10 protein-coding genes are annotated in these 12,877 nt (G+C 72.5%); 7 read left to right on the plus strand and 3 right to left on the minus strand.

Annotation, left to right across the window (positions count from 1 at the left end; all coding sequences use genetic code 11):
- The first annotated feature begins 2 nt into the window (after positions 1-2).
- From ACV530_RS33370 to ACV530_RS33395, 6 genes are all read left to right on the plus strand, one after another.
- Positions 3-1,784, plus strand: a complete 1,782-nt coding sequence (locus tag ACV530_RS33370; RefSeq protein ID WP_494336447.1) for an IucA/IucC family protein — start codon at positions 3-5, stop codon at positions 1,782-1,784.
- A complete protein-coding gene (locus tag ACV530_RS33375; protein WP_494336448.1) occupies positions 1,781-3,160 on the plus strand; it encodes a lysine N(6)-hydroxylase/L-ornithine N(5)-oxygenase family protein in 1,380 nt (459 codons plus the stop codon). Before ACV530_RS33370 ends, ACV530_RS33375 begins: the two co-directional genes overlap by 4 nt.
- Positions 3,157-4,410, plus strand: a complete 1,254-nt coding sequence (locus ACV530_RS33380) for an MFS transporter (protein WP_494336449.1) — start codon at positions 3,157-3,159, stop codon at positions 4,408-4,410. Before ACV530_RS33375 ends, ACV530_RS33380 begins: the two co-directional genes overlap by 4 nt.
- Complete coding sequence (locus ACV530_RS33385) at positions 4,407-6,197, plus strand: IucA/IucC family protein (RefSeq protein ID WP_494336450.1); 1,791 nt, start codon at positions 4,407-4,409, stop codon at positions 6,195-6,197. Before ACV530_RS33380 ends, ACV530_RS33385 begins: the two co-directional genes overlap by 4 nt.
- Complete coding sequence (locus ACV530_RS33390) at positions 6,194-7,558, plus strand: glutamine synthetase family protein (protein WP_494336451.1); 1,365 nt, start codon at positions 6,194-6,196, stop codon at positions 7,556-7,558. The genes ACV530_RS33385 and ACV530_RS33390 overlap by 4 nt, the downstream gene beginning before the upstream one ends.
- Before the next feature lie 142 nt (positions 7,559-7,700).
- Positions 7,701-9,305 carry an ABC-F family ATP-binding cassette domain-containing protein gene (locus ACV530_RS33395; RefSeq protein WP_494336452.1) on the plus strand — a complete coding sequence of 535 codons (1,605 nt, stop codon included), beginning with the start codon at positions 7,701-7,703 and terminating at the stop codon, positions 9,303-9,305.
- Here the strand turns inward: ACV530_RS33395 and ACV530_RS33400 are convergent.
- Complete coding sequence (locus ACV530_RS33400; RefSeq protein WP_494336453.1) at positions 9,297-10,052, minus strand: LysR family substrate-binding domain-containing protein; 756 nt, start codon at positions 10,050-10,052, stop codon at positions 9,297-9,299. The genes ACV530_RS33395 and ACV530_RS33400 overlap by 9 nt on opposite strands.
- A 163-nt stretch (positions 10,053-10,215) precedes the next feature.
- Here ACV530_RS33400 and ACV530_RS33405 point away from each other — a divergent pair, with 163 nt between their 5' ends.
- Positions 10,216-10,599, plus strand: coding sequence for a DUF5997 family protein (locus tag ACV530_RS33405; protein ID WP_494336454.1), 384 nt, complete (start codon positions 10,216-10,218; stop codon positions 10,597-10,599).
- Between the two features lie 60 nt (positions 10,600-10,659).
- Here ACV530_RS33405 and ACV530_RS33410 read toward each other — a convergent pair whose 3' ends face one another.
- Positions 10,660-11,751, minus strand: coding sequence for an RICIN domain-containing protein (locus ACV530_RS33410; protein WP_494336455.1), 1,092 nt, complete (start codon positions 11,749-11,751; stop codon positions 10,660-10,662).
- Between the two features lie 33 nt (positions 11,752-11,784).
- A complete protein-coding gene (locus ACV530_RS33415; protein WP_494336456.1) occupies positions 11,785-12,876 on the minus strand; it encodes an alpha/beta hydrolase in 1,092 nt (363 codons plus the stop codon).
- Position 12,877: the final 1 nt, after the last annotated feature.

The following is a 12,877-nucleotide window of genomic DNA, read 5'->3' on the forward strand; positions in this document are numbered from 1 at the left end:
CCATGACCCTCCCGTCCACGGACCCCCTGGACCACCCCGACCCGCTGCGCGCGGCAGACGCGGCCGCCACCGAGACGCTGCTGCGCGCCTACGTCCGGGAGACCGGCACCGAAGTCCCCGCCGCCGGGCAGGACTTGCTGCTCGAGATGCCCGCGAGCGGGCTGCGGCTGAGCCTGCCGGTCCGCCACCGCTCGGCCACCGGCTGGCACCGCTTCGGCACCCCGGCCGTCCTCGGCACCGGCCGGGACGTCCCGCCGGCCGCCGACGTCACGCTCGTGGCCGCCGCCGCCATCCGCGAGTCCACCACCGGCCGCGGCCACCCCGCCCACCTGGGCACGGACGCGGCCGGACGGGTCCTGGGCTCGGCGGCACGGATCGCCGCCCACCTCACCGCACGCCGCGCCGAACCCGGGGGCACCACCGGCCCGACCCCGTTCCTCGACGCCGAACAGGCCCTCCTGCTCGGCCACCCCTTCCACCCAGCACCCAAGAGCCGCGAGGAGGCGACCGAGGACGAACTGGCCGCGTACTCGCCCGAGTTGCGAGGCTCCTTCCCGCTGCACTGGTTCGCCGCCCGCCCCGAGATCGTGGTGGGGGAGAGCTGGGACGGCACCCCGGTCGCGGACCTGCTGCGCCCGCTCGCCGCCGGCCTCGACCTGCCGTCCGGCACGGTGCCCGTACCGGCCCACCCCTGGCAGGCGCGCGAGGTGCTGAACCGGCCCGAGGTCCGCGCACTCGTCGAGGACGGGCTGCTGGTCCCGCTGGGCCCCGGGGGCGGGGAATGGTTCCCGACGTCCTCGGTCCGTACGGTCCACCGCCCCGGCGCCGACGTGATGCTCAAGCTGTCGCTCGGCATGCGCATCACCAACTCCCGCCGCAACAACCTGCGCGGCGAGATGCGCCTCGGCGTGAGCGCCGCCCGGCTGCTCGCCGCCGGACCGTCCGACTGGCTGCGTGCCGAGCACCCCGACTTCGGCATCCTGCGCGACTTCGCCTGGATCTCCGCCGGAACCTCCGGCGCCGAGACGGGACTCGAGACCGCCATCCGCGACAACCCCTTCCACGGCGGTACGGACGCAGGCGGCACCCGCGAAGGCCTGTGCGTCGCCGGCCTGCTGGCCGAACGCACCGGCCCCGGCGACGGAACCGCCCCGGCCCACCGCAGCCTGCTCGCCGAGGCGGTCACCCGGGCCGCGCGCACGCACGGCACGACCGTCGCCCAGGCCGCCGCCCGCTGGCTCGAGTACTACCTCGACGTCCTCGCCGTCCCGCTCATCCGGCTCCAGGCCCGCTACGGCATCGCCCTCGAACCGCACCACCAGAACACCCTCGTCGCCCTCGCCGACGACGGCCTGCCGTCCGCCGGCTGGTACCGCGACAGCCAGGGCTACTACCTCGCCGAGTCCCGCCGCGCGGAGATCGAACGCCTCCTGCCCGGGGCCGCCGACGACGTCGAGCTGGTCTTCGACGACGCCTTCGTCGACGAACGCGTCGGCTACTACCTCGGCATCAGCAACCTCCTCGGCCTCATCGGCGCGATGGGCGCCCAGGACCTGGCCGACGAGCGCGACCTCCTGCGCGTCCTGCGCATCCGGCTGGAGCGGCTGCGCGCCACCGAACCCGGCGCCAAGGGCCTGCTGGACCTGCTGCTCGACGCGCCCGTCCTGCGCTGCAAGGGCAACTACCTCACCTGCGTGGACGGACTCGACGAACTCGTCGGCGACGTGCACACCCAGTCCGTCTACATCGACCTTCCCAACCCCCTCGCGGAGGCACGGCGTTGAACACGCAGACCACGACCACCTATGACCTCGTCGGCGTCGGCATCGGTCCGTTCAACCTGTCCCTGGCCGCCCTCGCGGACGGCGTACCGGACCTGAACGCCCTCTTCCTCGACGCCAAGCCCGCCTTCTCCTGGCACCCCGGGCTGCTCATGGAAGGCACCACCCTCCAGGTGCCCTTCCTCGCCGACCTGGTGACCATGGCCGACCCCACCAGCCCCTGGTCGTACCTCAACTACCTGCGGTCCCACGACCGGATGTTCCCCTTCTTCTTCTCCGAGCGCTTCCTCATCCCGCGCCGCGAGTACGACCACTACTGCCGCTGGACCGCCGAGCGCCTGCCCTCGTGCCGCTTCGACGCCGAGGTCACCGCCGTCGAATGGGACGCGTCCGCCGACGCGTTCGCGGTGACCCACCGCGCCGCCGACGGCACCACCGGCCGGGTCCTGGCCCGCCAGGTCGTCCTCGGCGTCGGCACCCGCCCCACGGTGCCCGAAGCGCTGCGCCCGCTGCTCACCGACGAGCACCGCGGCCGCGTCCTGCACAGCGCCGACTACCGCACCCACCGCGAGGCCCTGGCCGCGCGCGACGACGTCACCGTCCTCGGCGCCGGCCAGTCCGGCGCCGAGGTGGTCCTCGACCTCCTGCGCCGCCAGGACGGACAGGGGCAGGGCGGCCCGTTCACCCGCTGGCTGGCCCGTACGCCCGCGTTCGCGCCGATGGAATACTCCAAGATCGGCCTCGAGCACTTCACCCCCGACTACATCCGCTACTTCCGCGCCCTGCCCGAGGACCGCCGCGAGCACCTCGTGCGCGAGCAGTGGCAGCTGTACAAGGGCGTCAGCGCCGACACCCTCGGCGCGATCCACGACGAGCTCTACGAGCGCACCATCGGCGGCGGCCGCCCCCGCGCCGACCTGCACCCCGGCGTGGCCGTGCGCGCCGTCGAGACCGACGGCGACGGCTATGTGCTGACCTGCCACCACGCCCAGCAGGACAGCGAGTTCACCTTCCGCACCTCCGCCATCGTCTCGGCCACCGGCTACAGCGCCGTCCGCCCCGCCTTCCTGGACACCATGGCCGACCTCGTGGACTGGGACGACAAGCAGCGCTACCGCGTCGACGGCGACTACCGCGTCGCCCTCGACCCGCGCGTCGGCGGCACGCTCTACGTCCAGAACGCCGAGACGCACACCCACGGCGTCGGCGCCCCGGACCTCACCCTCGGCGCCTGGCGCGCCGCGAAGATCCTCAACGCGGTCTGCGGGCGCGCCGTGCTGCCCGTACCGGAGCAGGCCGCCTGGACGACCTTCGGCGCGCCCGCCAACGGCCCGGCCGCCACGGAGCGTTGGCAGGAGCCGATAGGGACGTCCCTGTGACCCCTGCCCCACGGGCCCTGCCGCTGCGGACCGTCCTCATCGCGGTCATCGCGCTCTACCTCGTCGCCGAGACCGCGCTGGCCCCCTTCCTGCCCCAGCTCTTCGAGCGCCTCTACGGCGTCGACGACCCCGGGGCGACGGGCCTGTACCTGTGGGTCTGCCGCATCGTCGGACTGATCGCGCTCCCGCTGTGGGGACTCGCGGCCCGCCGCAGGCCCCTGCACCAGCTCGTGATGACCGGACTGTGCTCGACGGCCGTGGTGGACATCCTCCTCGGCTTCGCCCCTAGCTACGCCGCCTTCACCGCGCTGTCGGCCGTCTCCGTGGCCGCCAACGCCGCACTGCTGCTGGCCTATCCGGCCTTCATCGCCGAGCACACCCGCAAGGCGGCCGGACAGCAGCACGACGCCGAGCACGCCGAACTGGCCGCGGTGCGCTCCATCGTCGCGGTCTTCCACCTCGCCGCGGTCGCGGCGACCCTGGTGGGGGCCGGCGTGCTCGCCCTGCCCGATCCCCGCCTGGGCGTCTCCTCCTTCGCCGTCGTCGACGTGATCCTCGCCGTCCTCATCCGGCAGGTGCTGCGACGGCTGCCGCCCGTGGAGAACGCGGAGAAGAAGCACACGCCGGCACCGGTACGGCTCGATCCCCGGCGCCGCTGGCTGCTGTTGGGGCAGGTGGCCCTGCTGGGCGTCGCCTTCGACTTCGCGCTCGCCGTGGCACGCCCGTTCTTCACCGAGTTCGCCGAGGGACTGGGCAGCGGATCCATCGGCGGTGCCGTGCTGTTCTTCCTGCCGAGCGTGGGCGCGCTCGCGACGCTGCCGCTCGCACGCGCCTGCCACGACCGGTTCGGCCACCGGCTGCTGCCCGTCGCGGCCACGGTCTGCGCCGCGGGCTTCGTCTGGCAGTCCGCGGCGGACGGACTCCCGTCGCTGGTCGGCGGCCGGCTGCTGGCCGGCCTGGGCCTGGGGCTCGCCCAAGTGGCCGTGGAAATGCGCATGTTCCGCTCCACCGGGACCGCGGGCCCCGCGTTCACCGCCGTCGAGACCGTGCGCTCCGCCGGACTGCTCGCCGCCCCGCTGATCTCGGCCGCCGTCGTGTCCCACGACCTGACCCTGCCGCTGACGGTCGCCGCCGCGGCACTGGGCTGCGTCGCCCTGGCCTCGCTGCCGCACGTGCCGGCCGCAGCCCCCCGTCCCTCCGCGACCGTCCCCGCCCCCGTCCCCGTCCCCGCCAAGGAGTACCAACGATGAGTTCCACCCGAGACACCTGGGCAGAGGCAGGACGCCGGCTGCTGGTCAAGGCCGTCGAGGAGTTCGCCTACGAGGAGTTGCTCACCCCGAAGCCCGACGAGGCGGGCGGCGACGATGGGTACCGCCTCGACTTCGCGGACGGCGTCCACTGGACGTTCCGCGCCGCCCGCGGCACCTTCGGCACCTGGCGCCTCGCCGGTACGCCCGTACGCCACCCGGCCCCGGCCGACGGCGAGGCGGGGCCGGAGCGGTTCCTGCTCGACGCCCGTGGCGTGCTCGGCTGGGACGGCCCCACGACCGCCGAGGTACTGCGCGAACTGACCGCCACCCGGCGCACCGACGCGGCCGCCCTCGCCTGCGCCCTGCCCGCCGCCCGCCTCGCCGACCTGGACCACCTCGACCTCGAGGCCTACCAGGACGGGCACCCTTGCATGCTGCTCAACAAGGGCCGCCTCGGGTTCTCCGCCTCGGACGCCGCGGCCTACGCGCCCGAGACCGCGGACGCCGTCCGCCTGGTCTGGGCCGCCGTCCACACCAGCCTCGCCTCCTACGCGGGCGTTCCCGGCCTTGACGCCGACACGCTCCTCAAGGAGGAGCTGGACGCCGACGTCCGCGAACGCTTCACCGGCGCGCTGGAGACCGCCTGCGCGGAAGGCCCGTACACGGCAGGCGACTTCGTGTGGCTGCCGGTGCACCCCTTCCACTGGGACGAGGCCGTGGAGACCTACTTCGCCCCGTACCTCGCCGAGGGCCGGATCGTCCGGCTCGGCGAGAGCCCGGACCGCTACCGCCCGCTCCAGTCGATCCGCACCCTTGCCAACCTCGACCACCCGCACCGCCGCAATGTGAAGGTGCCCCTGCTCATCCGCAACACCCTGGTGTGGCGCGGCCTGAAGACCGAACCCACGCACGCCGCCCCCGACGTGAGCGCCTGGCTCCACGGCATCCGCGCCGACGACCCGTACCTGCGCGACGAGCTGCGCTTCCACCCGCTCGGCGAGGTCGCCGCGGTGTCCGTGGCCCACCCCCTGTACGACGCGGTCGAGGACGCCCCGTACCGCTACCACGAACTCTTCGGCGCCGTCTGGCGCGAGCCCGTGGGCGCCCTGCTCGGCGAAGGGGAGCAGGCCCGTACGATGGCCGCCCTCCTCAAGACCGGCTCCGACGGACGAGCGCTGGTCGCCGAACTCGTCGCACGCTCCGGCCTGTCGGCGCGCGAGTGGCTGGACGGCTTCCTCGCCGCCCTGCTGCCGGGCCTGCTCCACTACCTCTACCGCTACGGCACCGCCTTCTGCCCGCATGGCGAGAACACCGTCGTCCTCTACGACGCGAAGGACATCCCGATCGGCATCGCCGTGAAGGACTTCGCCGAGGACGTCAACCTCCTGCCCGGCGACCGCCCCGAGTACGCCGCCCTGACCGAGCGCGCCGACCGCGTCCTGCTGCGCTGGCCCGCCCACGAGCTCGCCCACTCCCTGCTCAGCGCCGTCTTCGCCGGGCACTTCCGCTTCTTCGCCCCGCTCGTCGCCGAGCACCTGGACGTCCCCGAGGACGACTTCTGGGCCATGGTCCGCGCGGAGATCGAGCGCTACCACGCCCGCTTCCCCGAACTCGCCGACCGCTTCGCCGACTTCGGCCTGCTCGCCCCCGACTTCGACCGCGTCGCCCTCAACCGCGAGCAGCTGCTGGGCGGCGGCTTCCACGACCGCGCGGAGAAGGACGAGGGCTTCGACATCGTCCACGGCCGCGTCGCCAACCCGCTCGCCACGGCAGGGGAGTCCAAGTGACCCACGACACCACCGACTTCGACCACTTGCGCGCCGAGGCCGAGGCCGGCCGCCTGGAGGAGGTCGTCGTCGCCGTGCCCGACCTCCAGGGACGGCTCCAGGGCAGCCGCCTGTCGGCGCCCTACTTCCTCGACGAGGCCGCCGCCAACGGCTTCAACGCCTGCGTCTACCTGCTGGCCACCGACGCCGAGATGAACACCGGCCCCGGCTACGCCATCGACGCCTGGCAGAGCGGCTTCGGCGACTTCGTCCTGCACCCCGACCCCACCACCGTGCGCATGCCCGGCTGGGACCCCGGCACCGCCATGGTGCTCGCCGACGCCGCCTGGCCGGGCGGCGAGCCCGTACGCGTCGCACCCCGCCACATCCTGCGCGAGCAGCTCGACCGCCTCGCCGGCCACGGCCTGACCGCCTTCGCCGGCACCGAACTCGAGTTCCTCGTCTTCAACGACACCTACGCCCAGGCCTGGGACCGCCGCTACCACGACCTGGAGCCCGCCACCCGCTACAACGTCGACTACTCCCTCCAGGGCCTCGGCGGCGTCGAGCCGCTGGTCCGCCGCATCCGCAGGGAGATGACCCGCGCCGGGCTGCGCATGGAGACCGCGCGCGGCGAGGTCCACCCGGGCCAGTACGAGATCGTCTTCCGCTACGACGAGGCGATGACGACCTGCGACAACCACGTCTTCTTCAAGAACGGCGTCAAGCAGCTCGCGGCGGAGGAGGGCCGCGCCGTCACCTTCATGCCCAAGTTCGACGACGGCGAGGGCAACTCCTGCCACATCCACCTCTCGCTGCGCGGCACGGACGGCTCGGCCGCCCTCGCCGACCCCGAGGCCGAGGACGGCATGTCCGACCTCATGCGGCACTTCATCGCCGGACAGCTCGCCTGCCTCGCCGACTTCACGCTGCTGATGGCCCCCAACATCAACTCGTACAAGCGGCTGCGCCCCGGCGCGTTCGCCCCCACCGGCCTCGGCTGGGGCCGCGACAACCGCACCTGCCCCGTACGGGTCGTCGGCTCCGGCCACTCCCTGCGCATCGAGCACCGCGTCCCGGGCGGCGACGCCAACCCGTACCTGGCCGTGGCCGCCGCCGTGGCCGCCGGCCTGTACGGCATCGAGAACGAACTCCCGCTCCCCGCGCCCCACGAGTCCAACGCCCTGGCCGACCCCTCCGTCCCGCGCCTGCCCGCCACCCTCACCGCGGCGCTCCACCGGTGGGAGAACAGCCCCATCGCGGCGAAGGTCTTCGGCGACGACGTCGTCGGTCACCTCGCCCAGGCGGCCCGGACGGAACTGGAGTCCTTCGAGAGCGCTGTCACGGACTGGGAACGAGTGCGGGGCTTCGAGCGCCTGTGACCCCGTTGACCCCGTGAAAAGCGGATGCGTCGCTCGCGGCGCATCCGTTACGGTGGCCGTATGTCTACGCCCCGAATTTCCTAGCCGAGGACCCGCTTCCACGTCAGAAGTGTGTCCTTTTGCTTTTTCGGAGCGTTCCTTCATGATTACCGTCCGCGATGTCGAGCTGCGCGCGGGTGCGCGCCTGCTGCTGTCCGACATCTCCTTCACCGTCTCTCCCGGCGACCGCATCGGCCTGGTCGGCCGCAACGGCGCGGGCAAGACCACCCTCATGGCCGGCCTCGCCGGGCGGACCACACCCGCTGCGGGCACCGTCACCCGCACCGGCGAGGTCGGCCTCCTGGCCCAGGACTCCCGCGCGGCTGACCCGGCCGTCACCGTCACCGACCGGATCCTGTCCGCCCGCGGCCTCGACCGGGCCCTGCACGCACTGCGCGGGGCCGAGGCCGCCATGGCCGAAGCCACCGGACCCGCCGCGCTGGAGCGGGCGATGCACGCCTACGCCGGCGCCGAGGCCGCCTTCCAGGCCGGCGGCGGCTACGCGGCCGAGGCCGAGGCCGCCCGGGTCGCGGCCGGGCTCGGCCTGCCCGACCGTGTCATGGGCGAGCCCGTGGGCGCCCTGTCCGGCGGGCAGCGCCGCCGTGTCGAGCTCGCCCGCATCCTGTTCGCCGGACACGACGGCACGCTGCTGCTCGACGAGCCCACCAACCACCTGGACGCCGACTCGATCGCCTGGCTGCGCACCTTCCTGCGGAGCCACCAGGGCGGCCTGGTCGTCATCAGCCACGACACGGGCCTGCTCGCGGACGTCGTCAACCGGGTCTTCCACCTCGACGCCACCCGCGCGACCATCGACATCCACAACACGGGCTGGCGTGCCTACCTCGCCCAGCGCGAGGCCGACGAGCGCCGCCGCGCTCGCGAGCGCGCCAACGCCGAGCGCAAGGCCGCCTCCCTGCATGCCCAGGCGGACAAGATGAAGGCCCGCTCCGCCACAGCCGTGATGGCCCGCAGCATGGCCCGCCGCGCCGACCGCATGCTCGCCGGCATCGAACCGGCCCGGCGCACGGAGAAGGTCGCGAAGATCCGGCTGCCGGAGCCCGCACCCTGCGGCCGTATGCCGCTGGGAGCGATCAGCCTGGCCAAGTCCTACGGCGACCACCGGGTCCTCGGCGGCGTCGACCTGGCCGTGGACCGCGGCAGCCGCCTGGTGATCCTCGGCCTCAACGGGGCGGGAAAGACAACCCTGTTGCGCCTCCTGGCCGGCCAGGAGACCCCCGACAGCGGCAGGGTGGTGCACGGACACGGCCTGCGGCTCGGCTACTTCGCGCAGGAACACGACACCCTGCGCACCGACCGGACCGTGCGCGAGAACATGGCGGCCGCAGCCCCGCACCTGACCGACGGCGAAGTACGGCACGTCCTCGGCGCGTTCCTGTTCACCGGCGACGACACCGACAAACCGGCTGGTGTCCTGTCCGGAGGGGAGAAGACCCGCCTCGCCCTGGCCGGGCTGGTCCACTCCGGCGCGAACGTCCTGCTGCTCGACGAGCCGACCAACAACCTTGACCCCGCCTCACGCGGCGAGGTCCTCGCGGCCGTCGCCTCCTACCCGGGCGCCATCGTGATGGTCACCCACGACGAGGGCGCCATCGACGCGCTGCGACCGGACCGCGTCCTGCTCCTGCCGGACGCGGACGAGGACCTGTGGAGCGACGACTACCGGGACCTGGTCTCGCTAGCGTGACCGGCGGCGCGGCGTGCCGCGCTTGCCGCCCTTGGCGGGCGGCGCGGGCTTCCGCCGCGCACCACCGCCCGCGCCGGAGCGCTTGCGCTCCGGCTGGGCGGCCTTGGCGGTCTTGGCCGGAGCGGGGGAGGGCTGGCGGCCGCGGGTGCTGTTGACCGTCCGCCCGCGGACGATCCCGATGAAGTCCTCCACCATGTCGGTGGTCGCGTCCTCGGGCCACGACAGCGCGACGCTCGACTGCGGTGCGTCCGTGACCGGCCGGTAGGTGAGGTCCTTGCGGTGGTGCAGCCGGGCCAGCGACTGCGGGACGAGGAGCAGCCCCACCCCGGCCGCCACCAGCTCGATGGCGTCCTCCGTCGTCGCGGGCCGCTCGAACGCGGGCTGCCCCGGCGGCTGCTCCCAGCCGAGGGTGTCGTCGAGGGGGTGGAAGACGATCTCGTCGGCCAGATCCCCGACGGTCACCTCTTCGACCGCCGTCATGAGGTGGTCCTTGGGGATCACCACGACCGTCGTCTCGGTGTACAGGGGGATGGCGCTGAAGAACGTCCGGTCGACCGGCAGCCGTACGAGACCCGCGTCGGCGTCGCCGCGCCGCAGTACGTCGGGCACCTCGGCGGCGGACACCTGGAGGAGCTCGAGGGGGACGTCGGGCAGCCGCTCACGCCAGATCCGCACCCACTTGGCGGGTGTCGCGCCCGGTACGTAGGCGAGCCGGAAGGAGGGGGAAGGTGCTGCCGAGCCTGTCACCAGGCCAGGGTACCGACGCTGACCTGGTGATGTCCGTGCGGGTGGGCCCGTGAGCGGCCGGGGGTCCGGCCCGCGGCGTAGCCGCAATGGGGCGCAGCGTCCCCCGGGTAGCGCAGCACCGGGCGTGGTCGTCGGCCGCGCACATGGTCGATATCCTGGGTCTATGAAGTCGCACCAGAGCACCCAGACCATGAAGCCCGCGACCGCGGCGAAGAAACTGGGTGTGTACCTCGAGGCCACCCCTGCGGAGTTCCAGGAGGGCGTCGTCTCGCGCGACGAGCTGAACGCGCTGCAGGCCGACCCGCCCGCGTGGCTGCGCGAGCTCCGCGCGGACGGTCCGCACCCCCGGCCGGTGGTCGCGGCGAAGCTGGGCATCTCCATCTCCGGCCTCGCGCGCGGCGGGATCACCGAGGCGCTCACCACCGAGCAGATCGAGGCGCTGAAGACGGAGTCTCCCGAGTGGCTGCAGAAGGAGCGCGCCACCCAGGCCGAGGTCCGCAAGGAAGCGGTGCGGATCAAGGAGAAGCAGCAGGAGAAGCAGAAGTAAGGACGCCCGATCCCGGTACCGGCCGGACCCCCGTCCCAGCCGGTACCGGGCGGATTTCGTTCAGGCGCAGGACGTGAAGTTCGGGCTGGTGTTGGTGATGTAGACGGTCGCGCCGCCACTCGGGTCGTCCTTGAGCGGGATGGTGATGGTGTCATCGGCCGTCCACGGGAAGCCGCCCGTGTCGAAGGTCCAGGTACCGGTCACCGTCTTCGCCAGCTCCGAGAGCGTCACCCAGCCGTACTGCTTGGCCGGGACCTTCACCCGCACCTCGTTGTTGACGCTCTTCGAGCCTTCCCAGGTGCTGCTGAGGTGCGAGGTCGTGGTGATCTGCGCCTGCAGTGCCTCGAGGGATCCGACGGAGAACATCGTCCCCAGGTCGAATCCGATGGTGTTGTGCCAGCCAGTCGTCACGTTCACCGCGAAGCCTTGGTCGACCGTGTCGCCGGTGTTGTTGTACCAGACCGACGAGGCGCAGACCTTCGGCAGCGGAGCCGCCGGCGACTCGGACCTCACCGCCCAGGAGCAGGTGGCGGTGTCCTTCTGGCATGCCTTGGCGGCGTGGTCGACGGCCAGGTTCCGGGCCGCGGGTGCGGCGGCGGCACCGGGGGACCACTGCTGGGCCCGTGTGCCGTTGCAGGTGTGCCGGTCGGTCCACGCGTCGTCGTAGTTGGCGGCGAGCAGGACGTCGAGGCATGTGTTGTCGCCCTGGTGACGGATCATGAACGCGTCGTTCGACCCGGCGACCGGCTGGAGGTACCACTTCTGGCTGTTCTGGCCCTTGCAGGTCTGCTGCCGCAGGGCCGGTACGAGCCACGCCTGGTCGATGCACTTGCCGGTGTAGTTGTTCACGATGGTGAACGACGAGTCCGCATGGTCCACGTTCAGGTGCCACGACTGGTGGTAGCCCGGCGACGAGTTGGTGACGATGAACACGCCGTCACCCGAATTGCCGTTCTGTGCATCCAGGTTGCGGCCGTTGGTCAGCGAAGTGAAGGTCATGCACTGGAACGGGGAGTCGCAGGTGTCGCCCGTCCGCGGCGCGGCCGCCGCGGTCTGGGCCGTGAGCCCCAGGGCTATGCAGCAGGTCGCCAGGACGGCGACGACCGCTTTGAGGCGGCCGGCCGATCGTCTGAGTAACAGGGCCAGTGTCATGGATCGGTTCATTCCTTCTTGTGTGCGAAGTGATCAGGCGGCGGCGAAGGCCGCTTCCAGGCGCGGCACGTAGTCGACGAGGTCCTGCGTCCAGCAGCCGCCGTTGTGGCCGCCGTTGCAGGAGGGGCCCCAGCCGGATCCGTTGCCGTAGTTCACGTAGTGATAGCCGTAACCGAGGCCGTCCAGACGGTCCTTGAGGCGCTTCGAGGCCGACTCGGCCCAGAACTCCAGGTCCGCCACGTTGCCGTTGCCATTGCCGATATAGATCGCGATGCCCATGTCGGCCAGCTTGTCCGCGTGCGCCGTCGGATCCGCCTCGTTCCAGAGCCGGTCGGCGCCGAACACCGGGTACGGCGAACCGAAGATCGCGTCACTGGACACCGCGGGCCCGAAGTCGAGGCCGCACGAGGAACCGGGACCGGAGCCGCAGAACGCGGCACCGATGTTGGTCAGCGTGGCGACGACGGCGCCGCGGAGGACGGCCTCGTTCAGCGACAGGTCGTTGGCGCCGGAGAACGTGGCGACCTGGCCGAACAGGCCGGGGTGCCGCTCGGCGTAGTGCAGCGCGCCGAAGCCGCCCATCGAGATACCGCCCACGGCGCGGCCCTTCTTCGCCGCGATGGTGCGGAAGTTGGCGTCGATGAACGGGATCACCTGGTTGATGTGGAAGTTCTCCCAGTTCTGCGCGCCCGCGGCGGTCTTCTGGTCGCGCCAGTTGGTGTACCAGCCCCGGCGGCCGCCGTCCGGGATGACCGTGATCATCGACTTGGACGCGGTGAGCGCGGGGTAGGCCAGATGCGGGTTGGCGGGATCGTCGGACGCGCCGTGCAGGAAGTAGAACACCGGGTAGCGCTTGGCGGGTTCGGCCGCGTAGCCGTCCGGGAGCAGAATCCGGATGCGGTGCTCACCGGCGACCTCGGCCGTCCTCACGGTGACCACGAAGTTGGTGGCGGTGCCGGTGGCGGTGCCGACCTGCGTCAGGCCGAAGCCGTCGGCCGGCGCCGGCGGGGCCGGTCCGTCGGCGGCGTGCGCGGAGGGCGCGCCCAGCATCAGGGCGACGGCGGAGGCCAGGGCGACGGCCGACGCCGCGGCACGTAACAGCCAGGCGGGCAGGGCTGATCTCATG

Source organism: Streptomyces sp. SX-6, assembly GCF_059089585.1.

Coding starts and splice junctions, on each gene's coding strand:
- ACV530_RS33370 (WP_494336447.1), top strand. CDS start 3: ATGACCCTCCCGTCCACGGACCCCCTGGACCACCCCGACCCGCTGCGC.
- ACV530_RS33385 (WP_494336450.1), top strand. CDS start 4,407: ATGAGTTCCACCCGAGACACCTGGGCAGAGGCAGGACGCCGGCTGCTG.
- ACV530_RS33395 (WP_494336452.1), top strand. CDS start 7,701: ATGATTACCGTCCGCGATGTCGAGCTGCGCGCGGGTGCGCGCCTGCTG.
- ACV530_RS33405 (WP_494336454.1), top strand. CDS start 10,216: ATGAAGTCGCACCAGAGCACCCAGACCATGAAGCCCGCGACCGCGGCG.
- ACV530_RS33410 (WP_494336455.1), bottom strand. CDS start 11,751: ATGACACTGGCCCTGTTACTCAGACGATCGGCCGGCCGCCTCAAAGCG.
- ACV530_RS33415 (WP_494336456.1), bottom strand. CDS start 12,876: ATGAGATCAGCCCTGCCCGCCTGGCTGTTACGTGCCGCGGCGTCGGCC.